At 73.6% G+C, this 25,312-nt stretch carries 18 protein-coding genes; 6 read left to right on the top strand and 12 right to left on the bottom strand.

The features are described 5' to 3' along the window. Positions 1-27: 27 nt before the first annotated feature. The 9 genes from murG to mraZ form a co-directional block, all read right to left on the bottom strand. A complete protein-coding gene (gene murG / locus IRY44_RS16310) occupies positions 28-1,134 on the bottom strand; it encodes an undecaprenyldiphospho-muramoylpentapeptide beta-N-acetylglucosaminyltransferase (protein WP_120568825.1) in 1,107 nt (368 codons plus the stop codon). Further along, positions 1,134-2,636, bottom strand: a complete 1,503-nt coding sequence (locus IRY44_RS16305) for an FtsW/RodA/SpoVE family cell cycle protein (protein WP_370584962.1) — start codon at positions 2,634-2,636, stop codon at positions 1,134-1,136. The genes murG and IRY44_RS16305 overlap by 1 nt, the downstream gene beginning before the upstream one ends. A gap of 152 nt (positions 2,637-2,788) precedes the next feature. Beyond that, the gene (mraY, locus tag IRY44_RS16300; RefSeq protein ID WP_091420798.1) at positions 2,789-3,916 is read right to left on the bottom strand and encodes a phospho-N-acetylmuramoyl-pentapeptide-transferase; all 1,128 of its coding nucleotides are present in this window, start codon (positions 3,914-3,916) and stop codon (positions 2,789-2,791) included. Beyond that, a complete protein-coding gene (murF, locus tag IRY44_RS16295; protein WP_194801216.1) occupies positions 3,913-5,322 on the bottom strand; it encodes a UDP-N-acetylmuramoyl-tripeptide--D-alanyl-D-alanine ligase in 1,410 nt (469 codons plus the stop codon). The genes mraY and murF overlap by 4 nt, the downstream gene beginning before the upstream one ends. Beyond that, positions 5,319-6,881, bottom strand: coding sequence for a UDP-N-acetylmuramoyl-L-alanyl-D-glutamate--2,6-diaminopimelate ligase (locus IRY44_RS16290; RefSeq protein ID WP_194801215.1), 1,563 nt, complete (start codon positions 6,879-6,881; stop codon positions 5,319-5,321). The genes murF and IRY44_RS16290 overlap by 4 nt, the downstream gene beginning before the upstream one ends. A gap of 52 nt (positions 6,882-6,933) precedes the next feature. Beyond that, the gene (locus IRY44_RS16285; RefSeq protein ID WP_194801214.1) at positions 6,934-9,147 is read right to left on the bottom strand and encodes a penicillin-binding protein 2; all 2,214 of its coding nucleotides are present in this window, start codon (positions 9,145-9,147) and stop codon (positions 6,934-6,936) included. 3 nt (positions 9,148-9,150) lie between these two features. Continuing rightward, the gene (locus tag IRY44_RS16280) at positions 9,151-9,732 is read right to left on the bottom strand and encodes a hypothetical protein (protein ID WP_194801213.1); all 582 of its coding nucleotides are present in this window, start codon (positions 9,730-9,732) and stop codon (positions 9,151-9,153) included. Beyond that, positions 9,729-10,838: a 16S rRNA (cytosine(1402)-N(4))-methyltransferase RsmH gene (gene rsmH, locus IRY44_RS16275; protein WP_194801303.1), complete on the bottom strand. Its 1,110-nt coding sequence runs from the start codon at positions 10,836-10,838 to the stop codon at positions 9,729-9,731. Before rsmH ends, IRY44_RS16280 begins: the two co-directional genes overlap by 4 nt. A 204-nt stretch (positions 10,839-11,042) precedes the next feature. Then, on the bottom strand, positions 11,043-11,474 hold the full coding sequence (gene mraZ / locus IRY44_RS16270; RefSeq protein WP_073831045.1) for a division/cell wall cluster transcriptional repressor MraZ: 432 nt from the start codon (positions 11,472-11,474) through the stop codon (positions 11,043-11,045). A 355-nt stretch (positions 11,475-11,829) separates the two neighbouring features. Here mraZ and IRY44_RS16265 point away from each other — a divergent pair, with 355 nt between their 5' ends. Genes IRY44_RS16265 through IRY44_RS16255 form a run of 3 tightly spaced genes read left to right on the top strand, consistent with a single transcriptional unit; the run spans position 11,830 to position 14,505 of the window. Continuing rightward, positions 11,830-13,077 carry a MurT ligase domain-containing protein gene (locus IRY44_RS16265; RefSeq protein WP_128138608.1) on the top strand — a complete coding sequence of 416 codons (1,248 nt, stop codon included), beginning with the start codon at positions 11,830-11,832 and terminating at the stop codon, positions 13,075-13,077. After that, the gene (locus IRY44_RS16260; protein ID WP_013287612.1) at positions 13,067-13,789 is read left to right on the top strand and encodes a type 1 glutamine amidotransferase; all 723 of its coding nucleotides are present in this window, start codon (positions 13,067-13,069) and stop codon (positions 13,787-13,789) included. Before IRY44_RS16265 ends, IRY44_RS16260 begins: the two co-directional genes overlap by 11 nt. A gap of 29 nt (positions 13,790-13,818) precedes the next feature. After that, positions 13,819-14,505: a TVP38/TMEM64 family protein gene (locus IRY44_RS16255; protein WP_370584961.1), complete on the top strand. Its 687-nt coding sequence runs from the start codon at positions 13,819-13,821 to the stop codon at positions 14,503-14,505. An 88-nt stretch (positions 14,506-14,593) separates the two neighbouring features. On the opposite strand, the gene leuS is transcribed toward IRY44_RS16255, so the two are convergent. Beyond that, positions 14,594-17,434: a leucine--tRNA ligase gene (leuS, locus tag IRY44_RS16250; protein ID WP_194801211.1), complete on the bottom strand. Its 2,841-nt coding sequence runs from the start codon at positions 17,432-17,434 to the stop codon at positions 14,594-14,596. Between the two features lie 397 nt (positions 17,435-17,831). On the opposite strand from leuS, the gene IRY44_RS16245 reads away from it, so the two are divergent. From IRY44_RS16245 to IRY44_RS16235, 3 genes are read left to right on the top strand one after another with little or no spacing between them, the layout of a single operon-like run. Beyond that, on the top strand, positions 17,832-18,887 hold the full coding sequence (locus IRY44_RS16245; protein WP_013287615.1) for a MoxR family ATPase: 1,056 nt from the start codon (positions 17,832-17,834) through the stop codon (positions 18,885-18,887). 1 nt (position 18,888) lies between these two features. Further along, positions 18,889-20,187 (top strand): DUF58 domain-containing protein, encoded by a 1,299-nt coding sequence (locus tag IRY44_RS16240; protein ID WP_194801210.1) that lies wholly within the window; start codon positions 18,889-18,891, stop codon positions 20,185-20,187. Between the two features lie 16 nt (positions 20,188-20,203). After that, positions 20,204-22,669, top strand: a complete 2,466-nt coding sequence (locus IRY44_RS16235) for a DUF3488 and transglutaminase-like domain-containing protein (protein WP_194801209.1) — start codon at positions 20,204-20,206, stop codon at positions 22,667-22,669. Between the two features lie 816 nt (positions 22,670-23,485). Here the strand turns inward: IRY44_RS16235 and IRY44_RS16230 are convergent. Beyond that, entirely contained in the window at positions 23,486-23,887 is a 402-nt protein-coding gene (locus IRY44_RS16230) for a DUF3040 domain-containing protein (RefSeq protein WP_128139017.1), read from the bottom strand. A 115-nt stretch (positions 23,888-24,002) separates the two neighbouring features. After that, a complete protein-coding gene (locus IRY44_RS16225; RefSeq protein WP_194801208.1) occupies positions 24,003-25,262 on the bottom strand; it encodes a DNA polymerase IV in 1,260 nt (419 codons plus the stop codon). Between the last annotated feature and the right edge of the window lie 50 nt (positions 25,263-25,312).

The following is a 25,312-nucleotide window of genomic DNA, read 5'->3' as shown; positions in this document are numbered from 1 at the left end:
CGTACCTTCCCGTCGCGGTGTCCCTCATCAGCGGGAGACCGCCTCGTAGACGAAGTTCAGCAACGCCACGTCGCCGTCGCGGCGGCCGTAGCCGGCTGCGGCGTGGCTCATCGCGTACAGCCGCTGCGGGTCCCGGATCAGCGGGATCACCGTCCGCTCCACCCAGGCCGGGGTCATCTCGGCGTCGTCGACGAGCAGGCCACCGCCCGCCTCCACCACCGGCAGCGCGTTGCGCTTCTGCTCCTGGTTGCTGTGCGGGTAGGGCACGTAGACGGTGGGCAGGCCGATCGCGGCCACCTCGGCGCAGGTCATCGCGCCGCCCCGGGCAAGCATCAGGTCGGCCGCGGCGTAGCCCAGCTCCATCTCGGACAGGTACGGCAGCGTGACGTACGGCACCGGCAGGTCGGTCGGCACGGAGACCGGCTCGTTACGGGCGCCGATGACGTGCAACACCTGCACACCGTTGCGGGCCAGCTCCTTCGCCGCGCCGGAGACGGCCAGGTTGATCGAGCGGGCACCCTGCGAACCACCGGCGACGAACAGCACCGGCAGGTCGGGGCGGAGTCCGAAGTGGGCGCGCGCGGCGTCCCGCAGCGCGGCCCGGTCCAGCCCGGCGATGCCCCGGCGCAGCGGCACACCGACCACCCGGGCGTCGCGCAGCGCCTCGGCCTGGGCCGGCTGGTGCGGGAAGCCCACCGCGACGTTCTTGGTGAACTTCATCCCGAGCCGGTTCGCCACGCCCGGCGGCACGTTCACCTCGTGGATGACGATGGGCAGCTCCCGCCGCCACGCGGCCAGGTAACCGGGCACCGAGACGTACCCGCCGAAGCCGACCACGGCGTCGGCCTGGACCTCGTCGATCACCTTGCCCGCCGCGCGCGCCGCCTTCCACATCCGGTCCGGGGTACGCACCAGGCTCATGTTCACCGACCGGGGCAGCTGGTAGGCCGGGATCTGCCGCAGGTCGTAGCCGGCCGGCGGGATCAGCTCGTTCTCCAGCCCCTTGGGTGTGCCCAGACAGGTGATCCGGACGCTCGGGTCGTGTCGGCGCAGGCAGTCGGCGAAGGCGAGCAGCGGGTAGATGTGCCCGCCCGTACCCCCTCCGCAGAGCACCACCGAACGCAGCGGACCCATCAGCGTCTCCTCTCGCTCGCCGCGCCGGCGCGCGCCCGGTCGGACCGGGCGCCGCGGGGCGCGGCCTGGTCGTCCTGCCGCCGCTGACGGGACCGGGGCACGGACCCTCGGTCGGCCGGGGGCGGCGCCGGTCGGCGGCGCCGGCCGGGAAGCGGCGGCAACGGGGCCCACACTAGTCGGACCCATCGGGCGGGCGGACGGGCGTGCAGCGCTCGCGCCGCATCCGGCTCGGCGCGGGCGAACGAGGCGAGCATGCCGATCGCGGCGAGCGTCACCACCAGGGCGCTGCCGCCGTCGGAGATGAACGGCAGCGGTACGCCGGTCAGCGGCAGCAGTCCGGTCACGCCACCGATGTTGATGACGGCCTGGCCGACCAGCCAGGCGGTCACGCCGGCGGCGGCGAGCCGGCGGAACGGGTCCTCGACCCGGCGGGCGATCCGCATCCCGGTGTACGCGAGCACGGCGAACAGCGTCAGGACCACTGTGCAGCCGACCACGCCCAGTTCCTCGGCGACGATGGCGAAGATGAAGTCGTTGTGCGCCTCGGGCAGGTAGTTCCACTTCAGCGAGCTCTGCCCGAGGCCGACGCCGAACCAGCCGCCGTTGCCGATCGCGTAGCGGGCCTGCACGAGCTGGTAGCAGTAGTCGAGCTGCTGCTCGAAGCAGGTCTTCGGGTCCGGCGGGTCGAGCCACATGGTGAGGCGGCCCAGCCGGTAGTTGTCGGCGTCCCGGGAGCCGGAGCCGGCGCCGAGCGAGGCGGCGGCCACCAGCAGGCCGACGCCGGCCAGGCCGATCGTGGACAGCGCGGCGAAGACGCGGGCCCGTACGCCCGCCGCCCAGAGCATCCCGACCACCAGCGCCAGCAGGCAGAGCATGCTGCCCAGGTCGTTGTAGCCGACGAGCACGAACAGCAGGCCCACCACCGGGAACAGCGGCGTGGCCAGTTCCTTCCACCAGCCCAGCGCGGCGCCCTTGCGGGCCAGCACGTGCGCCGCCCACAGCACCAGCGCGAACTTCGCCACCTCGACCGGTTGCAGCGAGATCGGGCCGAGGGAGAGCCACAGCAGTTCGGCCTTCAGCGGCCCGATCGAGGTCACCCCGAACAGCGAGTTCAGCGCGACGAGCAGGTTGAGCGTGAGCAGCAGCGCCACCGCAACGCCGAGCGCCGGGCGGCTGACCGCCCGGAACGTGCGCGCGGGCAGCCGCTGGCAGGCCCAGAACGCGCCGATGCCGATCACCGCGAACACGGCCTGCTTGGTCAGGGACGCGGACGCGTCGCCGCCCTCGGCGAAGTCCTTCACGCTCGTGGCGGAGAAGACCATGGTGAGGCCGATCAGCAGCAGCAGGCCGGCGCTGGACAGCAGCAGGTAGTACGAGGCCAGCGGCCGGGCCAGCAGGCCGCGCAGCGCGGCCAGGCCACCGGCCGGATCCCAGCGTGCGGCCGGCGGTTCGGCCGGTGGCGTGGCCGCCGGGGCACGGCGGGCCGGCGGGTCGCTGGTCACCTGGATGTCTCGTCCCTCCCCCACAGGCCCATCATGGCCGGTCGACCCGCCCGCCCGTGGCGCAACCGCCCGGTCGGCGTGTCGGATCTGAAGCAAGGGCCCCTTATCAACAGACGTCTGTTGATGAGGGGCCCTTCCTTACACCCGAGCCGTCAGCTGACCGCGGCAAGGAACTCGCTGTAGAACAGGCCCAGCGCGATGGCCACCCCGATACCGGCGATGATCCAGAACCGGACCACGATGTTGACCTCGCTCCAGCCGGCCAGCTCGAAGTGGTGCTGCAACGGCGACATCCGGAACACACGCTTGCCGGTGGTACGGAAGGAGATGATCTGGATGACCACGGACATCGTGATGATCACGAAGAGGCCGCCCAGGATCGGCAGCAGCAGGATGGTGCGGGTGGACATCGCCATGCCGGCGATCAGGCCGCCCAGTCCGAGCGCGCCGGTGTCGCCCATGAAGATCCGCGCCGGGGACGTGTTCCACCACAGGAAGCCCACGCAGGCGCCGGCCGCCGCGCCGGCGATCAGCGCGATCTCCAGCGGGTCGCGCACGGCGTAGCAGTACGACTCGGTGTAGTTCGGGTCGGCGCACCAGTGCCGGTACTGCCAGAACGCGATCAGCGCGTACGCCGCCAGCACCATCACCGAGGCGCCGGTGGCCAGGCCGTCCAGGCCGTCGGTGAGGTTGACGCCGTTGGTGGCCGCCATGACCACCATGATGATGACGATCACCGCGCCGATCTTGCCGATCTCCAGCGCCGGGATGTCCCGGATGAAGCTCAGCGTGGTGCTGCCCACGGTCTCGGTGTTCGTCGCGTTGCCGCCGGCGTCGGTCATGCTCGACGGGAAGTAGACGGCCACCGCGCCGAAGACCGCGCCGACCAGGATCTGCCCGGCCAGCTTGCCCCGCTTGTTGAGACCGCCGCTGTGCCGCTTGCGCACCTTCAGGAAGTCGTCGATGAAGCCGACCGCGCCGGAGAACACCATCAGCCCCAGCAGCACCAGCGCCGTGATGGTCGGCTCGACCTGCGCGATCTGCGCGTCCGGCAGCGTGGTCAGGGCCAGGTGCCCGGCGACGTACGCGATGACGGTGGCCAGGATGAAGACCACGCCGCCCATCGTCGGCGTGCCCTTCTTTCCCTCGTTGCTGGCGAGCCCGAGGTTCGATCGGATCGGCTGGCCGGCCTTCAGCCGGGCGAACACCTTGATCGCGATCGGCGTGCAGAACAGCGAGATCAGGAACGCGACCCCGATGGCGACGATGACCGCCCTCATGCGGCGCCGCCCTCCGTCGCACCCTCCCGGGCGTCCGCGCGCAGCGCGTCGGCCACCTCCCAGGTCCGGTACCGGGAGCCCTTCACCAGCACCACGTCTCCCGGACGCAGCTCGCTCCGCAGCACCTCGACGGCCGCCGCCTGATCGGTGAGCAGCACCGACTCTCCTCCCCAATTGCCTACCGCTGTCGCGCCCTCGTGGATCGGCGCCGCCGGCTCGCCCACCACGAGCAGCCGGTCCACTCCCAGTTCGGCCGCGAGCCGGCCGACCTGCTGATGGCCCTCCCGTTCAAAGTCACCCAGCTCGGCCATGTAGCCGAGCACCGCGACGGTACGCCCGTCGCCGCGCATGCTGGCCAACGCCCGCAGCGCCACGCCGGTGGAGGCCGGGTTGGCGTTGTACGAGTCGTCGATCACGGTCACCCCGTCGGGGCGTTCGAAGACGTCCATCCGCCGGGTCGAGACCAGGCCCAGCTCGTTCAGCGCCGCCGCCAGCTCGGGCAGCGGCAGGCCCAGCTCCCGGCCGACCGCCGCGGCGGCGAGCGAGTTGGAGACCTGGTGCCGGCCGGTCAGCCCGAGCCGTACCGGCGCGCTGCCCTCCGGGGTGACAAGGGTGTACGAGGGCCGTCCCCGGCCGTCGAGCGTCACGTCCACGGCGCGCACATCGGCCCGCTCCGACTCGCCGTAGCGCACCACCCGGGCCCGGGTACGCGACGCCATCGCGTCGACCCGCGGGTCGTCGGCGTTGAGCACCGCCAGCCCGTCCTCCGGCAGCGCCTCGACCAGCTCCCCCTTGGCGAGCGCGATGGTCTCCACCGAGCCGAACTCGCCCAGGTGCGCCACGCCGACGTTGAGCACCACGGAGATCCGCGGCGGCACCACGTCGCACAGGTAGCGGACGTGCCCGACCCCGCGGGCGCCCTTCTCCATCACCAGGTAGCGGGTCTCCGGCGTGGCCTGCAGCGCGGTGTACGGGTGCCCCAGCTCGTTGTTGAACGAGCCGGGCGGCGCCACGGTCGGGCCGAGCCGGACCGCGAGCTGGGCGATCAGGTCCTTGGTGGTGGTCTTGCCGGACGAGCCGGTCAGCCCGATCACCGTCAGCCCGGGCAGCCGGTCCACCACCGCGCGGGCCAGCCGGCCCATCGCGTCGAGCGCGTCGCCGACGAGCACCATCGGCACGCCCGGCAGCTCCCGGGTGCCGAGCACCGCCACCGCGCCGGCCGAGGCCGCGCCGGCCGCGTAGTCGTGGCCGTCGACGTGCTCGCCGGGGAAGGCGACGAACAGCCCGCCCCGGTTCACCTTGCGGGAGTCGAACTCGACGGTGCCGGTGACCCGGGCGTCCGGGTCGGCGCCGACGAGCCGGCCGTCGACGGCGGTGGCCACCTCGGCCAGCGTCAGCGGGATCACCGCTGCCCCACCAGGTCACCGAAGCGGGCGCGCAGCGCCGCCGCCAGCTCCACCCGGTCGTCGAACGGCAGCACCTCGCCGCCGATCTCCTGGCCGCGTTCCTGGCCCTTACCAAGCACCGCCACCACGTCACCCGGTTCGGCCACCCGGACCGCCTCCTCGATCGCCGCCCGCCGCCCGGGCACCTCGATGACGCGGGCCGGGGTCGCGGCGGCGTACGCGCCGGCCAGCACCTCGGCCCGGATCGCGGCCGGGTCCTCGGTCCGCGGGTTGTCGTCGGTCACCAGCACCACGTCGGCGCCGCGCGCGGCCACGCCGCCCATCACCGGCCGCTTGCCCCGGTCCCGGTCGCCGCCCGCGCCGAGCACGCAGATCAGCCGGCCCTCGGTCAGGCCGCGCAGCGCGGTGAGCACCGCCTCGATCGCGTTGGCCTTGTGCGCGTAGTCGACCACCCCGCGTACCGGGGCGTCGCCGCTGACCAGTTCCAGCCGGCCGGGCACGCCGCCGCAGGCGGCCACGCCGCGCGCCGCGGTCTCCGGGTCCACCCCGGCGGCGACCAGCAGGGCGACCGCGAGCAGCGCGTTCGCCACGTTGTGCCGGCCGGGCAGCGCCACGCCGGTGGGCAGCGTCAGCCCGTCCGGGCCGTGCAGGGTGAACCGCTGGGCGTACCCCTCGCCGTCGATGCCCTCGGCCCACCAGGTCGCGTCCGGGTCACCGGCCGCCGAGTAGGTGACGGTGCCGGGCTTGTCCAGCGGGCGCAGCGCCGGGTCGTCGTGGTTGAGCACCTCGACCCGGCAGCGGCCGTCGAACAGCTTGGCCTTGGCCGCGAAGTAGTCCGCCTCGTCGGCGTGGAAGTCCAGGTGGTCGGAGCCGAAGTTGGTGTAGCCGCCGACGTCGAACCGGACGCCGCCGACCCGGCCCATCGCCAGCGCGTGGCTGGACACCTCCATCACCACCGTGTCCACCCCCTGCTCGCGGGCCACGGCGAGCATGGCGTGCAGGTCGGTGGCCTCCGGGGTGGTCCGGACGCTGTCGATCACCAGGTCGCCGAGGCGGGTCTCCACGGTGCCGACCAGCCCGGTGACGTGCCCGGCGGCGCGCAGCCCGGACTCGACCAGGTAGCTGGTGGAGGTCTTGCCGGCGGTGCCGGTCACCCCGATCACGGTCAGGCCGGCGGTCGGGTCGCCGTAGACGATCGCGGCCACCTCGCCGAGCGCGTCGCGCGGGTCGTCGACGACGAGCACGGGCAGGTCGGTGCCGGCGGCGAGCGCCGCGCCGGCCGGGTCAGTCAGCAGGGCCACCGCGCCCGCCTCCGCCGCCGCGGCGGCGAACTCCGCGCCGTGGCGGCGGGCACCGGGCAGGGCGGCGTACAGGTCGCCGGGGCGTACCTCCTGGCTGGCGTGGGTCACGCCGGTGACGGCCGATTCGTCGGCCTCCTCCGGCAGAGTCGCCGCCACGCGGGCGGCGAGGTCGCCGAGCCGTACGGGACGCACGGTTGTGGGACGTGGATTGCCGGGCACGGCGTCAGACCCTACCCGGTCGTCCGGTTCCGACCGCACAGCCGCCCCGGTGGTTCGTCGCCACTCACCGATGATGTCCCGCCGCCCCCGCTCAGCGCGGAAAGACCTCGAACTTCGGGGACTTGTTGGTCAGCGACGGCGGCACCCGGTAGTGGCGGAGAGTGAAGCCCATCATCTCCCGGAACGCGGGCGCGGCAACCGCGCCGCCCTCGCCGCCGGGGCTCCAGACGAACACCGCCACCACGTACCGGGGGTTCTCCGCCGGGGCCATGCCGATGAACGAGCCGACCGGCCCGGGCTGTTCCTTGCCGTTCTCGTATCGCAGCCCGGTGCCGGTCTTGCCGGCCACCCGGTAGCCGGGCACGGCGGCGGCCAGTCCGGTGGCCTGGCCGTCCGGGCCGTCGACAGTGGTGACCGCCTCCATCATCCGGCGCAGCGCCGCCGCGTTGTCGGGGCTGAGCACCGAGCGGGTGGTGGGCGCGGCGGCGGGGCTGCGCTTGCCGTCCGCGCCGATGGTCTCCTTGACCAGGTGCGGCTGCACGTACGTGCCGTTGTTGGCGATGGTGGCGTACGCGGCGGCCATCTGCAGCGGCGTGGCGTCCACGCTGTGCCCGATCGGCACCGACCCGTACGCCGAGCCGCTCCACTGGTCCGGCGGGAGCAGCCGGCCGGAGGCCTCGCCGGGCATACCCTCGCCGGTCGCCGCGCCCAGCCCGAACCGCTTCTGGTAGTCGAACAGCCGGTCCTTGCCCAGCTTCTCGGCGATCTCGATGGTGCCGACGTTCGACGAGAAGGCGAGCATGCCGGGGATGCTCATGGTGCGGCCGCCGGCCGGGTGGGTGTCGCGGAAGGTGACGCCGCCCCGGACGATCGTGTCGGAGACCGGGAACTTGGTGTCCGGCGTGATCACGCCCTCCTGGAGCGCCGCGCCGTACGTGATCGCCTTGTGGATCGAGCCGGGGTCGACCACGAACGTGGTGGCCGCGTCGTCCCGGTCCGCCGGGGAGCCGACCTTGGTGGGGTTCGCCGCGTCGTACGTCGGCTGGCTGGCCTGCGCCAGCACCTCACCGCTCGGCACCTCGATGATCACCGCGGCGCCGACGCTGCCCTTCACCTTGGCCGTCTGCTTGGCCAGGATCCGCTGCGTCATGAACTGGAGGTCCCGGTCGACGGTGAGCTTCAGCGAGCTGCCCGGCTGCGGCTGGGTGGTGCGGCTGTAGCCGCCCGGGATGGGCGCGGCCAGGTCACCGAGGCCCACCTCGTAGGTCCGCTTGCCGGCCTGTCCGCGCAGCACGTCGTCGTACTTGGCCTCCAGCCCTTCCAGGCCGTTCATGTCCTGGCTGACGAACCCGAGGAGATTGGCGGCCAGGTCGCCGCCGGGCACCTCGCGCCGCTCGTCGCGGTGCACGTTGATGCCGGCCAGGTCGAGCGCCATGATCTTCTTCGCAGTGCTGATCTCGACGCCGCGGGCCAGGTAGACGAACCGCGACTGCGTGTCGGTGCCGGGCAGGGTGCGCGGGCGCATCTTCTCCTCCAGATCGGAGGCGGGCACACCGAGCAGCGGGGACAGCTCCCGCGCGGTGGCGGCGCGGTCCTTGACCAGGGTCGGGTCGGCGAACACGTACCGGGCCTCGACGCTGTGCGCCAGCGGCTCGCCGTCGCGGTCGAGGATCGCCCCGCGCGGGGCCGGCAGCTCGACCACGGCGAGCCGGTCGGGCAGGCCGCCGTCGGCGTACGCCGGGGTGTCCACGGTCTGGAGGTAGACCAGCCGCACACCGATGCTGGCGAACAGCGCCAGCGCCAGCACGGTGCCGAGCCGCAGCCGCCGGCGCGGGTCGCCGAGTCGCGGCGGCCGGCGCGGCTTGCGTACCGGCCGGCGGGGTTGCGCGGCCGGGCGGCGCGGCTGGGACCGGCGGCGCGGTGGCGGCGCGTCCTCCTCGTCGTCGAACGGTTCACGCACCGGCCGGGACGAGACGGTCCGCACCACGCCGGCCCGGCCGCCCGCGGCGGTGGACCGGCGGCCGGACCGGGCGCCGTCGGTGGCGGGCTCACGCGTGCCGGCCCGCCCGGCCCGGCCGCCGTCGAGCACCTGCAACGCGGGCCGGAACGGGTCGCCGGACCGGGTGCTGCGGGGGGTACGCCGTTGCTCGGCGCCGCCGCCCTCGCGCACGGTCCGCCCGCGCGGGGTGTACGCCCGGGCGTCGGAGATCCCCCCGAGGCCCGGCTCGCGCGGCTCCGACCCCCGCGACGATCCGCGCCGGGAGCCCGTGGCGTCCCGGCGCGGATCATCCGATCTCGGCGGCATGACTCAGCCTCCGTTGCCCTGCCGGCTGGTGACCGACGGGTCGCCCTGCGCGGGGTGCGGCACCCCGATGGTCTGGCCGTCCGGCAGCCGGATGTAGGCCGGGTCCTCGGACTCGACCAGGCCGAGCCGCCGGGCGTTGGCGGTCAGGTTGCCGGGCGCCTCCTGCTTGGCGATCTCCTTGCGCAGCTCCTGCTCGTCCACGTCCAGCTTGGCCTGCTGCTGCTGGAGCTTCTCCAGCTTGAACGCGTTCTCGTTGATCTTGGTGTTGACCGCCAGGATGCCCAGCACCCCGCCGACCACCAGCACCAGGATCAGCGCGACGAACGGGGCCCGGGGCACCCGGATCGGCGCCGGCGGGGCGACCCGCAGGCGCGGCGCGGGCGCACCGGTGACCCGGGTACGCTCGGCCGGCCGCAGCGCGGCGCTGCCCTGCGTCGGAAACTCGCGCGCCCCCCGGGCGCGAGCCTGCTCCCGGCGGTCGGTCGCGGTCGTGTCCCGCGTGGTGCGCTGCGCCGCGGTCCGGCCCCCCGACCGCGGTGCGCGCTGCCCGACGGCTCCCCGGCCGTCGCGCTTCTCGACGTTCATGTCCCCTCCCCCTCCTCGTCCGTCCCGTTCGCGTCCCCCGGGGCCGACCGCGGGTCCTCGCCGGACCCCGGTGACCCCGTCCCCGGTTGGTGCATCGCCTTCACCCGGCGGCGGTACCGTTCGCGGTCGGTACGCCCCTGCCGGGCCGCCTCCGGGTCGAGCCGTTCCGCGGCCCGCAGCCGCACCGAGGCGGCACGCGGGTTCGCGGCCACCTCTGCCTCCCCGGGCAGCTCGGCGCCCCGGCTCAACAGCCGGAACGTCGGGCCCGACCCGGGCAGTTCGACCGGGAGGTCGATCGGGCCCTTACTGCGGACCCGATCGGCGAGCGCCTGCTTGGTGAGCCGGTCCTCCAGCGAGTGGTAGGACAGGACCACCATGCGGCCGCCCACTGTGAGCTTGTCCAGAGCAGCCGGCAGCGCCGTCTCCAGCGCTGCCAGTTCTCTGTTTACCTCGATCCGTAAAGCCTGAAACGTTCTCTTTGCCGGGTGTCCACCGGTTCGTCGGGCCGGTGCCGGAATGGCGTCGCGGACCAGCTCGGCCAGCCGGGCCGAGGACGTGATCCGGTTGCGCTCCCGTTCCCGGATGATCGCCGAGGCGATCTTCCCGGCGAACTTCTCCTCGCCGTACACCCGCAGCAGGCGGGCCAGGTCCGGGTGGGAGTACGTGTTGACCACCTCTTCGGCGGTCACCCCCCGGGTCTGGTCCATCCGCATGTCCAGCGGCGCGTCCTGCGCGTACGCGAACCCGCGGTCGGGCGCGTCCAGTTGCAGGGACGAGACGCCGAGGTCGAACAGCACCCCGTCGATCGCCGGGTAACCGAGCCGGTCGAGCACCTCGGGCAGCTCGTCGTAGACGGCGTGCTCCAGGTGGATCCGGTCGGCGAACCGGGCCAGGCGGACCCGCGCGTGGGCGAGCGCCTCGGTGTCCCGGTCCAGGCCGATCAGCACCGTGTCCGGATGCGCCGAGAGCACCGCCTCGGCGTGCCCGGCCAGGCCGAGCGTGGCGTCGACGTGCACGGTGCGACCGGGCCGGCCCAGTGCGGGGGCCAGCAGCTCGAGACACCGCTCGAGCAGCACCGGCACGTGCGTGCCGCGTAGCTCCCCCATCTCGACCCCCACCCCGTTCGCCAACCGTTCCGTCACGTGTCCGTCGTCGCCACGACGCCTCGCCATACCGCCAGATCCCCATCCGCTCCCGCCCGCCGGAGGCCGCGGCCCTCCGTGTCGGATCGTGCGCCTGGCACCGGGGAAGGGGTGCCAGGAACTCGAAAGCGGCTGGAGATCTCGCAGTACGTCGGGCGCCGTCACGCCCTACAGACCGCCGGGCAGCACCCCCTCCTCGATGTCGGCGAAGTCGTCTTCGCTCTCCGCGAGGTAGGCCTCCCAGGCCGCCCTGTCCCAGATCTCCACCCGGGTGCTCGCTCCGATCACGACCAGATCCCGGTCCAGTGCCGCGTACGACCGCAGGTGGCCGGGAATCGTGACCCGCCCCTGCTTGTCCGGCACCTCGTCGTGTGCGCTGGCGAAGAAGACCCGGCTGTAGGCCCGGGCCGCCTTGCTCGTCATCGGCTGCGCGCGCAACTGGTCCGCGATCCGCTGGAACTCGGGCATCGGGAAGACGTAGAGGCAGCGCTCCTGCCCTTTGGTGATCACGACACCCCCCGCCAGTTCGTCCCGGAACTTCGCCGGCAGGATCAACCGGCCTTTGTCGTCCAGGCGCGGAGTGTGGGTGCCGAGGAACATCGGCCCAACCCCCTCGCCCTGAGCGGCGTTCGCGGCGCCGCTGACCCCCCGGGCCGGTGTGGCCCTCCCGGCCTCACCATCGCGCCCCACTCTACTCCACTTCCCTCCACCTGCAACCAGAATCGCCCGCGTGGCGTGGCGTTTCCGCGCGCAAAACCGCACGTCAACGCGGGTGGGGCGGAGTGGAGGGGGTGGGGCGCGCCCCACACCGTCCGCTACCCGACATCGACCGCCGCCGTCCGGCCCCACGCGCTCCGCCCGTCCGCCGGGCCGTCCCCGGCCGAACGGTTCGCCGTCGGCGGCGATCTGGTGGAGGTGGCGGTCCGGTAACCTCGCTCGCGTGACGGACGCGAAGATGCCCTTGCGGGCAAAGGTGGCCAGCTCCGTGTCGCGCACCGCCGCGGCGCTGTCGCGGGCCGCGGGCCGTGGCGACGGCTCGGTGATCGGCGGCTGGATCGGCCTCAAGATCGACCCGGACCTGCTCGCCCACCTCTCGGCCGGGCGGGCCATCGCCCTGGTGTCCGGCACCAACGGCAAGACCACCACCACCCGGCTCACCACCGCCGCGGTCGGCGTGCTGGGCCGGGTCGCCACCAACTCCTTCGGCGCGAACATGCCCACCGGCCACACCTCGGCGCTGGCAAAGGCCGGCAGCACGCCGTACGCGGTGCTGGAGGTGGACGAGCACTACCTGGCCCAGGTGCTGGAGGCGACCGAGCCGCACGTGGTGGCGCTGCTCAACCTCTCCCGCGACCAGCTCGACCGCGCCAAGGAGGTCGCCATGATGGCGCAGCTCTGGCGCGCCGCCCTGGTCCGGCACCCGCGGGTACGGGTGGTCGCCAACGCCGACGACCCGATGGTGGTGTGGGCCGCCTGCCCGCCGGCCGACCCGGCCCAGGGCCACGTGCCGCCGCACGTCACCTGGTTCAGCGCCGGGCAGCGCTGGCACGACGACTCCTGGGTCTGCCCCGAGTGCGGCTCCACCATCCAGCGCTCCGGCGAGCAGTGGTGGTGCACCGGCTGCCCGCTGCGCCGTCCCGAGCCGAACTGGACGGTCGAGGACGACGGCGTGCTCGACCCCACCGGCGCCTGGCACAAGATCCAGCTCCAGCTCCCCGGCAAGGTCAACCTCGGCAACGCGGCCACCGCGCTGGCCGTAGCCGCCGAGTTCGGCGTACGCCCGGTGGACGCGGTGTCCCGGCTCGGCACCGTCACCTCGGTGGCCGGCCGCTACGCCCAGGTCGACCGCGACGGGCGCAACATCCGGCTGCTGCTGGCGAAGAACCCGGCGAGCTGGCTGGAGGCGTTCGACATGGCCGACGTCGCGCCGACACTGCTGTCCATCAACGCCCGCGACCCCGACGGGCTGGACACCTCCTGGCTGTTCGACGTGGACTTCTCCCCGCTGACCGGCCGGCAGGTGCTGATCACCGGCGACCGGGCGTACGACCTGGCGGTGCGGCTGGAGGTGAACGGCGTGCCGTTCCAGCACGTCCGCAGCTTCGACGAGGCCGTCCGCGCGGTGCCGCCGGGCCGGCTGGAGGTCATCGCCAACTACACCGCCTTCCAGGACATCCGAGCGGAGCTGGACCGTGTCAACTGAGAGCCTGCGCATCGTCTGGATCTATCCCGACCTGCTGTCCACCTACGGCGACCGGGGCAACGCGCTGATCCTGGCCCGCCGGGCCCAGCTGCGCGGCATGCCGGTCGAGGTGCTGGAGGTCCGCTCCGACCAGCGGCTGCCCGCCACCGCCGACATCTACCTGCTCGGTGGCGGTGAGGACGGTCCGCAGGCGCTCGGCGCCCAGCGCCTGATCGCCGACGGCGGCCTGCACCGGGCGGTGGCCCAGGGTTCGGTGGTGTTCGGCGTCTGCGCCGGCTACCAGCTGCTCGGCACCTCCTTCTTCGCCAAGGGCACCCGCTGCGCCGGCCTGGAGCTGCTCGACCTCTCCTCCGACCGCGGGCCCACCCGGGCCGTCGGCGAGCTGGCCGGCGAGGTCGACCCGCGGCTGGGCATCCCGCACCTGTCCGGGTTCGAGAACCACGGCGGCCGTACCCACCTCGGCCCGGGCGTGTCCCCGCTGGCCCGCGTCACCACCGGCGTCGGCAACGACGGCGCCACCGAGGGCGCCTGGCGGGGCAAGCTGCTCGGCACCTACTCGCACGGCCCGGCGCTGGCGCGCAACCCCGACCTGGCGGACCTGCTGCTGCGCTGGGCGACCGGCATCCACCAGCTCCCGCCGCTCGACGACACCTGGGCCGACCGCCTCCGCTCCGAGCGCCGCACCGCGGTGGCCGCCGCCCCGAGGCCGTGACCGGCGCCGCCCGGCCGGGGCGGCGACCGGTGGCCCGCCGGCTCGCCGGGTTGCTGCGGCAGCCCTCGGCGCGCCGGTTCGGGCTGCTTCTGCTGCTGCTCGCCGGGTTCGGCGTGACGCTGCTGCTGGTGCCCCGGCCGGACCCGGCCGACCTGCCCCGGTTCGCCGACTCGCTCGGCGGCTACGGCCCGCCCGCGGCGGTGATCGGCGGTGCGCTGCTGCTGGTGGCGCTGGTGCCGCGGACATTCGTCACGCTTGCCGCGGGCGCGATCTTCGGCCCGGTGCAGGGCGCCGCGTACGCGCTCGGCGCGGCGCTGCTCGCGGCGGCCATCGGCTTCACAGTGGGCCGGGTGCTCGGCCGCGACTTCGTCGCCGAGCGGGTACGCGGCCGGCTGGCCCGCCTCGACGGCTGGTTCGCCCGGCAGAGCGTCTTCGGCGTGATCACCGTACGGCTGCTGCCGATCGCCGGGTTCGGCCTGGTCAGCTACGGCTACGGCACCACCGCCGCCCGGGTGGCGCCGTTCCTGGCCGGCAGCGTGATCGCCTCCGCCCCGACCGCGATCGGCTACGCGGCGATCGGTGCGGCGGTGACCACGCCCGGTTCGATCAACTGGTACGCGGCCGCGCCTGCGAGCCTCGGCCTGATCGCCAGTCTGCTGATCATCCACCGCTGGTGGCGGGCCGAACGGCGCCGGTCTGCCGGACCGGCCGGCTGACCCGGCGGCGAAGGCGGCCGACACGGTCCGGCCGGCGGGTTGAGGCGCGTCCCGCGAACGGGACGCGCCTCAAGCACACGGTGGACGGTCAGGCGACGACCGAGACCATCCGGCCCTTCACCACGATCACCTTGCGCGGCTCCTTGCCGCCCAGCGCGCCGGTGACCGCCTCCAGCGCCGCCGCGCGGACGGTCTCCTCGGTCGCGTCGGCCGGCACCTCGATTCGGCCCCGGACCTTGCCGTTGACCTGCACCGGGTAGGTGACCGACTCGGCCACCAGCAGGGCCGGGTCGGCGACCGGGAAGTCCGCGTACGCCAGGGAGGTGTCGTGGCCCAGCTTGCGCCACAGCTCCTCGGCCATGTGCGGGGCGAACGGGGCGACCATCAGCACCAGCGGCTCGGCCACCTCGCGCGGGGTACGCGTCAGCCGGGTCAGGCCGTTGGTCAGCTCGATCAGCTTGGCGATGGCGGTGTTGAAGCGGATCCCGTCCATGTCGGCGCGGACCCCGTCGATCGTCTTGTGCAGCAGCCGCCGGGTCGCCTCGTCGGCCGGCTCGTCGGTGATCCGCAGCTCGCCGGTCTGCTCGTCGACGACGGTGCGCCAGACCCGCTGCAGGAACCGGTACGAGCCGACGACGGCCCGGGTGTCCCACGGGCGGGACACCTCCAGCGGGCCCATCGACATCTCGTACACCCGGAACGTGTCGGCGCCGTACGCCGCGCACATGTCGTCCGGGGTGACCACGTTCTTCAGCGACTTGCCCATCTTGCCGTACTCGCGCCGGACCTCGGTCTCGCCGTGGAACCAGCGGCCGTCGACCTCGACGACCTCCTCGGCGGGCACGTAGGCGCCGCGCGGGTCGACGAACGCGTACGCCTGGATCATGCCCTGGTTGAACAGGCGGCGGAACGGCTCGTACGACGAGACGTGGCCCAGGTCGTACAGCACCTTGTGCCAGAAGCGCGCGTACAGCAGGTGCAGCACCGCGTGCTCGGCGCCGCCGACGTACAGGTCGGTGCCACCGCAGTCGCCCGGACGCTGCGGCCCCATCCAGTACGCCTCGTTCTCCGGGTCGGCGAAGCGCTGCGAGTCGGCCGGGTCCAGGTAGCGCAGCTCGTACCAGCAGGAGCCGGCCCACTGCGGCATCACGTTCGTCTCACGGGTGTAGCGCTTCGGCCCGTCGCCCAGGTCCAGCTCCACCTCCACCCAGTCGCGCCGCCGCGACAGCGGGGTCTCCGGGGTGCTGTCGGCGTCCTCCGGGTCGAACGTCTTCGGCGAGAAGTCCTCCACCTCGGGCAGCTCGACCGGCAGCATCGACTCGGGCAGCGCGATCGGCGCCCCGGTCTCGTCGTACACGATCGGGAACGGCTCGCCCCAGTAGCGCTGCCGGGAGAACAGCCAGTCGCGCAGCCGCCAGGTGACCGCGCCGGCGCCGTGCCCGTTCGCCTCCAGCCACTCGATGATGCGCGCCTTCGCGTCGGCCACGCCCAGACCGTCCAGGTCGATGCCGCGCTCCGGCGCGGCGCTGTTGATCGCCGGGCCGTCACCGGTGTACGCCTTGCCGTCGAAGCCCTCCGGCGGCTGCACGGTCCGCACGATCGGCAGCTCGAACACCTCGGCGAAGGCCCAGTCCCGCTCGTCCTGGGCCGGCACCGCCATGATCGCGCCGGTGCCGTACCCGGCCAGCACGTAGTCGGCGATGAAGATCGGGATCTGCCCGCCGGTCACCGGGTTGGTGGCGTAGGCGCCGACGAAGACGCCGGTCTTCTCCTTGCTGTCCGCCTGCCGCTCCACGTCCGTCTTGGCCGAGGCGGCCTTCCGGTACGCCTCGACGGCCTCACGCGGGCCGGCGTGGCCGCCGGTCCAGGCGTCCCGGGTGCCCTCCGGCCAGGCGGCCGGCGTCAGCACGTCGACCAGCTCGTGCTCGGGCGCCAGCACCATGTAGGTGGCACCGAAGACGGTGTCCGGCCGGGTCGTGAACACCCGCACCGGGGCGGCGTCGGTCGGGAAGTCGATGTGCGCGCCGGTCGACCGGCCGATCCAGTTGCGCTGCTGCAGCTTGATCGGCTCCGGCCAGTCCAGTGTGTCCAGATCCTCCAGCAGCCGGTCCCCGTACGCGGTGATCCGCATCATCCACTGCTTCAGGTTGCGCTTGAAGACCGGGAAGTTGCCGCGCTCGGAGCGGCCGTCGGCGGTGACCTCCTCGTTGGCCACCACGGTGCCCAGGCCCGGGCACCAGTTCACCGGCGCCTCCGAGACGTACGCCAGCCGGTGGTCGTCGACGACGCGCCGCCGCTCCCCCACGGTCAGCTCGGCCCACGGACGCCCGTCCGGGGTGGCGCGGGTGCCGCCCTCGAACTCGGCGATCAGCTCGGCGATCGGCCGGGCCTTCTTCGCGTCCGCGTCGTACCAGGAGTTGAAGATCTGCAGGAAGATCCACTGGGTCCAGCGGTAGAAGTCGGTGTCGATGGTCGCCACCGAGCGCCGCTCGTCGTGGGCCAGCCCCAGCCGGCGCAGCTGCGCCTTGAACCGCTCGATGTTGGCCTCGGTGGTGGTCCGCGGGTGGGTGCCGGTCTGCACCGCATACTGCTCGGCGGGCAGGCCGAACGCGTCGAAGCCCATCGCGTGCAGCACGTTGCGCCCGGCCATCCGCTGGTAACGGGCGTAGCAGTCGGTGCCGATGTAGCCCAGCGGGTGACCGACGTGCAGGCCGGCACCGGACGGGTACGGGAACATGTCCAGCACGTACATCTTCTCGGCGCCCGCCCGCGGGTGGTCCGGGTCGGCCAGCGGGCCGACCGGGTTCGGCGCGTGGAAGGTGCCCTCCCGCGCCCAGGTGTCCTGCCAGCGGTGCTCGATCTCGTCGGCCAGGGCGGCGGTGTACCGGAACGGGGGGATGTCGGTCGCCGGTGCGGCTGCCTCACTCATGGCGTCTCCTCGGCGCGGATCGATTCGAAAAAATTGTGGGCGGTCTGCTGCGGGCACAAAAAAGCCCCTCGCGCAGGAGGGGCGGCCGTGCTGTCGCGCTTTCAGCGCATCAACACGGCTCGGTAAGAAGCAGGAAGAACCCGGCCATGCAGGCAGTGTACCTCGCACCCCTCGGCGGTGGCGCGCCCGTTCCACCCGCGGCAGCCGGTCCCCCGGTCCGGCGAATATTCCGGGCGTAACCGACCGACCACCTGCGGGAGTCGGCAGTAACGACAAACATGGTTAGCCTGAGAGGCCAATGAGATTTCTGCGGCAGACGAGGCTCGGCGTCGCGAACCCAACGGCGGGTCCAGGTGCTCTATAAAGAGCTGCCGTCCAGGCGACGAGGAGGAGGCCCGTGACACAACAGACCTGGGACGAGGTGGGCGGTCTGCTGCCGCACGACGAGTTCCGCGCCGCCAGCGAGGCCATCGTGGCCAACATCGAGCAGGTCATCGAGGGCAAGACCGCCACCGTCCGGCTCGCCCTGGCGGTGCTGCTGGCCGAGGGCCACCTGCTCATCGAGGACGTGCCCGGCGTCGGCAAGACCAAGCTCGCCAAGGCGATGGCCCGGTCCATCGACTGCTCGGTCCGGCGGATCCAGTTCACCCCCGACCTGCTTCCCAGCGACGTCACCGGCGTCAGCGTCTACAACCAGGAGACGCACGACTTCGAGTTCCGCCCCGGCGCGGTCTTCGCCAACCTGGTGGTCGGCGACGAGATCAACCGGGCCTCGCCGAAGACCCAGTCGGCGCTGCTGGAGTGCATGGAGGAGCGGCAGGTCACCGTCGACGGGGTCACCTACCAGTTGCAGACGCCGTTCATGGTGATCGCGACGCAGAACCCGATCGAGATGGAAGGCACCTACCCGCTGCCCGAGGCGCAGCGCGACCGGTTCACCGCCCGCATCGCCATGGGCTACCCGGACCCGCGCGCCGAGCTGGCCATGCTCGACGGGCACGGCGCCACCGACCCGCTGCCGGGGCTGCGGCCGGTCTCCGACGCGGCCACCGTCCGCCGGCTGATCGGCCACGTCCGGCAGGTGCACGTCGCCGACGCCGTCAAGCAGTACGCGATCGACCTGGTCACCGCCACCCGGGAGGCACCCGACCTGCGCCTGGGCGCGTCCCCGCGGGCCACGCTCCAGCTGTTGCGCACCGCCCGCGCGGTGGCCGCCCTGGAGGGCCGCGACTACGTCCTGCCGGACGACCTCCAGGTGCTCGCGGTGCCGGTGCTGGCGCACCGGATCATCCCGACCGCCGACGCGCAGCTGGCCCGGCGCACCACCGACGCGATCGTCTCCGAACTGGTGCACCGCCTGCCGCTCCCGCACGACCGGCAGCGCTCGCCGTACGACACCCGGCCCGGCGGCGGCAACAACGGCCGCGGGCCGTACGAGCCGCGGAGGCCGTGACGTGCGCGACGGCCTGCGTGGGCTGACCACCCGCGGCCGATCCTTCCTGGCGGCCGCGGTGGCCGCCGCGATCTCCGCCGGCATCCTCGGCGAGAAGGACCTGCTCCGGGTGGCGGTCCTGCTCGCCGTGCTGCCGCTGCTGGCCGCCGCGTACGTCGGACGCAGCCGGTACAAGCTGGCCTGCAACAGGTCGCTGGAGCCGCACCGCGTGCCGGTCGGTGCCAGCTCCCGGGTGGTGCTGCGGCTGCAGAACCTGTCCCGGCTGCCCACCGGCACGCTGCTGCTGGAGGACCGCCTGCCGTACGCGCTCGGTAGCCGGCCCCGGGTGGTGCTGGAGCGGCTGGGCGCGCACCAGGCCAGCTCCGTGGCGTACACGGTCCGCGCGGACGTGCGCGGCCGCTACGAGGTGGGGCCGCTGGTGATCCGGCTGACCGACCCGTTCGGCCTGTGCGAGCTGACCCGGTCGTTCCCCAGCACCGACCACCTCACGGTGATCCCGCAGGTCACCCCGCTGCCGTCGGTCCGGCTACCAGGCGAGTACGCCGGCAGCGGCGACAGCCGGGCCCGCTCGGTGGCGGTGCACGGCGAGGACGACGCCGCCACCCGGGAGTACCGGATGGGCGACGACCTGCGCCGGGTGCACTGGAAGTCCACCGCCCGCACCGGTGAGCTGATGGTGCGCCGCGAGGAGCAGCCGTGGGAGAGCCGGGCCACGGTGGTGCTGGACACCCGCGCCGCCGGGCACCGGGGCGAGGGCCCGACGGCCAGCTTCGAGTGGGCGGTCTCGGCCGCCGCCAGCATCGCCGTGCACCTGCGCGAGGCCGGCTACAAGCTGCGGCTGGTCACCGGCAACGGCGCCGACGTCGGTGCCACCGAGGCGGGCGGCGAGGGACTGCTTCTCGACCACCTCGCCGACGTGCACCTGGACCGGCGCGGTGAGATCACCACGCTGGTGCAGCAGGTCCGGCAGCGGGCCGACGGCGGCCTGATCATCGCGCTGCTCGGCACGCTCGGCACCGCCGAGGCGGAACTGCTGGCCGGGTTGCGCGGCAACGGGGCCACCTGCGTGGCGTTCCTGCTCGACAGCAACACCTGGCTCAACCTGCCGCCGAACGCCCGGGCCGAGGCGGAGCGGGCACACGGCGCCGCCGCGCTCACGCTGCTGCAGAGCGGCTGGCGGGTCATCGGGGTGGAGCACGGCACCCGGCTGCCGATGCTGTGGCCGCAGGCCGGACGGGGCTCGCAGGGCTTCGCGCTGCGGGCGGCCATGGCCGAGACGGTGGCCGGCGGACGACGATGACCGGAGGGATGGTCCTGTGACCCCGCACCGCAACATCGGGTTCGTCGCCGCGGCGGCGACGCTGCTGGCGGCGGCCCCGCTGTCGGCGATCTTCGAACGCTGGACCTGGCTGATCCAGGCCGCCGTCGTGGTCGCCGTGGTGGCCGGATCGGCCGCGTTGAGCCGGCTGGGCCGGATGCCGCTGTGGGGACAGGTGCTGGCCATGCTGGCCGGGCTGACCCTGGGCCTGACGTGGGTCTTCCCCGGCGGCACCGAACTGCTCGCGTTCGTGCCGACCCCTGCGACGTTCGGGCACTTCGGCGACCTGCTGCAGACGTCGTTGCAGGACATGCGCTCGTACGGCGTGAAGGTGCCGGACGTCGACTCGCTGCTGTTCCTCGCGGTGCTCGGCATCGGCGCGGTCGCGGTGGTGGTGGACGTGCTCGCGGTCGGGTTGCGCCGTCCGGCGCTGGCCGGCCTGCCGATGCTCGCCATCTACTCGGTGCCGGTCGCGGTCTACGTGGACAGCGTCCCGGCCACCCCGTTCGTTGTGGGCGCCGCCGGTTACCTCTGGCTGCTGGTCACCGACAACGTCGACCGGGTGCGCCGGTTCGGCCGCCGGTTCACCGGCGAGGGCCGTGACGTGGACGTCTGGGAGGCGTCCCCGCTCGCCGCGGCCGGACGGCGGCTCGCCGTGGTCGGCGTGATCGTGGCGGTGGCGCTGCCGCTCGCAGTGCCCGGCATGACCGGCGGGCTGCTGAACAACGTCGGCGCCGGGCCCGGCGAGGGCAACGGGCGCCCGGGCCAGGGCGGCAGCTCGGGCAGGGTCGACCTGTTCGCGGCGCTCAGCGGCCAGCTCAACCAGAGCGAGGAAATCGAGCTGGTCAAGGTCAGTACCAACGAGACGACCCCGTTCTACCTGCGCCTGGGCGTGGTGGACGACCTGCGGCCGAGCGGCTTCCAGGCACGTGTGCCGACCGGGAAGTCGGTCGCCCGTTCCCTGCCCGACCCGGGGGACGACGCCCCGCGCGGTGTCGACCGGCAGCGCTACCGCGCCACGGTCGAGGTGACGAAGAACCTGAACATGCCGTTGCTGCCGGTCTACACCGAGCCGGTCAAGACCGAAGACCTCAACGGCAACTGGCTGTACGACACGAATCAGCAGGTCGTCTTCTCCAACCGGGACAGCGCCCGTGGCAAGAGCTACTCGTTCGACTACGTCCGGTCCACCTTCAGCCCGGCGGCGCTGCGGGCGGCCCGCTCGCTGCCCTCGGACAGTCCGGTGATGCGGCAGCAGACCGAGCGGCCGTCCGTCCCGGCCGTCGAGGAACTCGTCGCCGAGCTGGTGAAGGACAAGTCGAACGACTACGACAAGGTCCGGGCGATCTACGACTACTTCTCCGTGGACAACGGCTTCGCCTACGCGCTGTCCACCCGCAACGGCAGCAGCGGCGAGGACATCACCGACTTCCTCGCCACCAAGGTCGGCTACTGCCAGCAGTACGCCGCGGCGATGGCCTGGCTGGTCCGGGCCGCCGGCATCCCCGCCCGGGTCGCCGTCGGCTTCACCAACGGCAGCAAGGCCGACAACGGCACGTACGTGCTGACCAACCGCAACCTGCACGCCTGGACCGAGGTCAACTTCAACGGCATCGGCTGGGTGCCCTTCGACGCCACCCCGGCGGCGGCCGTGCCCGGCTCGGTCCGCTCCGCCTGGGCGCCGGACATCGATGCCCCCGAGGAGGTCACCCCGTCGGCCGGCAGCACCAGCGCGCCCGACGCGGCCGGCCCGTCGGCCGGGCCGAACGAGGCGGACCGGCTGGACAAGGACACCGATCAGGGCCTGACGCTGGACCAGGGCGGCCCGGCCGAGGAGAGCCCCGTCTGGCCGTGGTGGCTGGCCGGTGCGCTGGCGCTGCTGGCGCTGCTCGCCGTACCGGCCCTGCGCCGCTCCGCGCTGCGCCGACGCCGGCGCGTCCGGGCGGTCCCGCCCGCGGCCGCCGCGCTGCCGGTGCCGGGCCAGCGCGGCGAGACGCGGCCGGTCGTCGTCGGTGTGGACGCCGAGGCGGCCCGCGCCGACGCGCACGCCGCCTGGGACGAGCTGCTCGACACGCTCGTCGACTTCCACGTCCAGGTGGACCGCACGGAGACCCCGCGGGCCACCGCCGAGCGGCTGGCCCGGGAGGCACTCGCCGAGCGCGGGGACGCTGCGACCGGGGTACGCCTGCTCGGCCGCGCCGAGGAACGCGCCCGCTACGCCCGTGACCCGCTGACCGACGCGGAGTTGCAGCCGGCGCTGCGTACGGTCAGGGGCGCGCTGGCGGCGGGTGCCGGCCGCCGTACCCGGCTGCTGGCCGCGCTGCTGCCCCCGTCGGTGCTGCAACGCTGGCGTACCGCCCTGGCCGAGCGGTCGGCGATGGTGGTGACCACGAGCGGTCAGGTCCGGCAGCACATGACCCGCTGGAGCCCGCGCCGCCTCCTGGCCCACCGTCCCACCCGCTGACCCACCCGCCCTGCCCCTCCCACCCGCCCCCGGCCCTCCCCTCCCGCGCGGCCCGCCCGCCCTTCGGCGGTGATCAAGGAGTTTGTGTCCGAATCGAGCCCCGCTGAAGACACAACCTCCTTGATCACCGCTTCTGGCCCGGACGCGCCGTAGATCTTGGTAGGAAACGGCCCCCATAGGGGCCCTTTCCTACCAAGATCTACGGCGGCTCCCGGATTACGGGCAGCGCATCCCGCCTGCCGGGCGCGCATGGCTGATCAGGTGAGCTGGACGCCCCGGCCCGCCCGGCCCGCCCCGGCCCGGCCCGGCCCGGCGATCTTGCAGTTTGCGCCCGGGTGAAGGGGACATTCGGGGCACCGCTCGGACCGAAAGTGCAAGATCGCGGGTGAGGGCGGGTGTGGCGCCTGCTGGCGGGCGCGAGGAGGCGCTTGGCGTGGCGCTGAGGCGGGGAGGTTTGGGCACGACGGGGAGCTGCCCTGCCGCGACCCGGGCGCGGTGCGCATGCTCACGTGCGGGGCGACCGGGGCGCGGTGCGCACGCTCACGTGCGGGGCGTTCCGGGCGCGGTGCACACGCTCATGTGTGGGGCGGACCCGGCAGCACGTGCCGGCTGGAGACGTCCGAGGGTGTGCAGAGGCGGCGGGCCGCGGGGGTGCGTCGAGTGGCGGGGACGGTGGGTGGGTCGATCGCGGGCATGACGGAGCGCGGGCCCTCGCCCGCGCTGCCCGGCGACCGGCAGCAATACGCCCCGGCGGCGCTGGCCGGCCGGTTACGGAGGCGCCGCCGGTTCCCGCCCCGGGTCAGGGGCGGGACGCGGTCAGCGGTGGCCCTCCGGGCGCTGCCGCCAGCGGTCCTCCATCCGATCGAGGAAGGAGCCCCGGCGACCACCACCACTGCGGCCACGGGGACGACGCCGGCTCGTCGTGCCGCCGACCACGTGCAGGTCGGGCGACTGGGATCGGCGGTGCGACTGCACCGCGTAGCCCAACGAGGCCAGCATGACGACGAAACCCGCCACGGCCACCGCGGGAATCTTGATCACGGCACCGTAGATCAACAGGGCCAGACCAGCGACGACCACGCCGGCAGCGACGAGCACGCGACGCCGCGCGTGGAAACGCGGGTCGCTGGCGCGCACGGCCGAGGCGAACTTGGGGTCCTCGGCAAGCGACCGCTCGATCTGCTCGAACAGCCGCTGCTCGTGCTCCGAGAGCGGCACGGCACTCCTCCCCGGTCACGTTGGTCGGCCCGGGCGGGCCGACAGACCGTGGCAGCCAACCGGCTGCTTACCCGCAAGTCTACGAGGGCCCCCGCGCGTCGGAAAGCGGGACGACCTACGGCCGGGTCGGTTTTTCGACTTGTCGTGTATCACGACGGCCGAGAAGACTGGCCGGACCTATGACGGACCGCCCGAATCGGGCGGCCGCCGCGTCGGCCGCCGCCTCCGCCTCGCGCCAGCCGCGCTCGGGCGCACCGAGGGTGAGCTGCTGCGGGGTCTCCCCGGCAGGGGCGAGACCTTCCATCCGGACCCCGACCAGCCGAACCGGCTCGCCCGGGGCGAGCGCGCCCCACAGCGCCCAGGCCGTGTCGAACATCTCCCGGGCGGTGTCGGTGGGCACGGCGAGCGTGCGGGAGCGGCTGATCGTCCGGAAGTCGGCGAAACGGACCTTGAGCGACACCGTACGGCCCACCTGCCCGGCCGCCCGTAGCCGAGCGCCGGCCTTGTCGGCGAGCGCGAGCAGGGACCGCCGGATCTCGTCCGCGTCGGTCACGTCGGTGTCGAACGTGACCTCCGCGCCGATCGACTTCTCCACCTGGTCGGGCGTGACGCCACGCGGGTCACGCCCCCAGGCCAGCTCGTGCAGGTGGGCGGCGGACGCCTCGCCCACGGCCCGGCGCAGCAGGCCGGCCGGCGCCTCGGCGAGGTCGCGCACGGTGCGCAGGCCGAGGCGGCGCAGCGCGTCCGCGGAACGCTCCCCCACGCCCCACAGCGCGGACACCGGCAGCGGGTGCAGGAACTCCAGCACCTGCGCGGCCGGGACCACGAGCAGGCCGTCGGGTTTGGCCCGGGTGGAGCCGAGCTTCGCCACGAACTTGCTCGGCCCCACGCCCACCGAACAGGTCAGCTGTTGCTCCTCGGCGACCCGGCGGCGGATCAGCGCGGCGATGTCGGCGGGCCGGCCGAACAGCCGTCGGGCGCCCGCCACGTCGAGGAACGCCTCGTCCAGCGACAGCGGCTCGACCAGCGGCGTGACATCCCGGAAGATCCGCATGACCGCCCGCGACGCCGCGGTGTAGGCGGTGAAGTCGGGCGGCAGGTAGACCGCGCCGGGGCAGAGCGCACGGGCGCGGGCGGTGGGCATGGCGCTGCGGACGCCGTACCGCCGGGCCTCGTAGCTGGCGGAGCTGACCACGCCGCGCGGGCCGACGCCGCCCACCACCACCGGCCGGCCGCGCAGCTCGGGGCGGCGGCGCACCTCCACGGAGGCGTAGAACGCGTCCATGTCGACGTGCAGGATGGTGCAGCCGGTGTCGTCGGCGTCCGGCCCGAAGCGGGGGTCACCGCCTCGGGGCAACGACTGGCTGCGGCCCATGCCAGCAGGCTAGCCCGCCGGTCCGACAACCCCACCGCCCAGCCCACGGC

It is taken from the genome of Micromonospora sp. ANENR4, assembly GCF_015354395.1.
GTDB classification, from domain to species: domain Bacteria; phylum Actinomycetota; class Actinomycetes; order Mycobacteriales; family Micromonosporaceae; genus Micromonospora; species Micromonospora aurantiaca.
The sequence above is the reverse complement of the archived record's forward strand: the minus strand, read 5'-3'. Positions and strand labels throughout refer to the sequence as shown.

Excerpts from the sequence above, each read along its gene's own strand:
- IRY44_RS16285 (WP_194801214.1), bottom strand. The coding sequence starts at position 9,147 with ATGCCGCCGAGATCGGATGATCCGCGCCGGGACGCCACGGGCTCCCGG.
- IRY44_RS16265 (WP_128138608.1), top strand. The coding sequence starts at position 11,830 with ATGCCCTTGCGGGCAAAGGTGGCCAGCTCCGTGTCGCGCACCGCCGCG.
- mraY (WP_091420798.1), bottom strand. The coding sequence starts at position 3,916 with ATGAGGGCGGTCATCGTCGCCATCGGGGTCGCGTTCCTGATCTCGCTG.
- leuS (WP_194801211.1), bottom strand. The coding sequence starts at position 17,434 with ATGAGTGAGGCAGCCGCACCGGCGACCGACATCCCCCCGTTCCGGTAC.
- IRY44_RS16280 (WP_194801213.1), bottom strand. The coding sequence starts at position 9,732 with ATGAACGTCGAGAAGCGCGACGGCCGGGGAGCCGTCGGGCAGCGCGCA.
- mraZ (WP_073831045.1), bottom strand. The coding sequence starts at position 11,474 with ATGTTCCTCGGCACCCACACTCCGCGCCTGGACGACAAAGGCCGGTTG.
- rsmH (WP_194801303.1), bottom strand. The coding sequence starts at position 10,838 with ATGGGGGAGCTACGCGGCACGCACGTGCCGGTGCTGCTCGAGCGGTGT.
- IRY44_RS16225 (WP_194801208.1), bottom strand. The coding sequence starts at position 25,262 with ATGGGCCGCAGCCAGTCGTTGCCCCGAGGCGGTGACCCCCGCTTCGGG.
- murG (WP_120568825.1), bottom strand. The coding sequence starts at position 1,134 with ATGGGTCCGCTGCGTTCGGTGGTGCTCTGCGGAGGGGGTACGGGCGGG.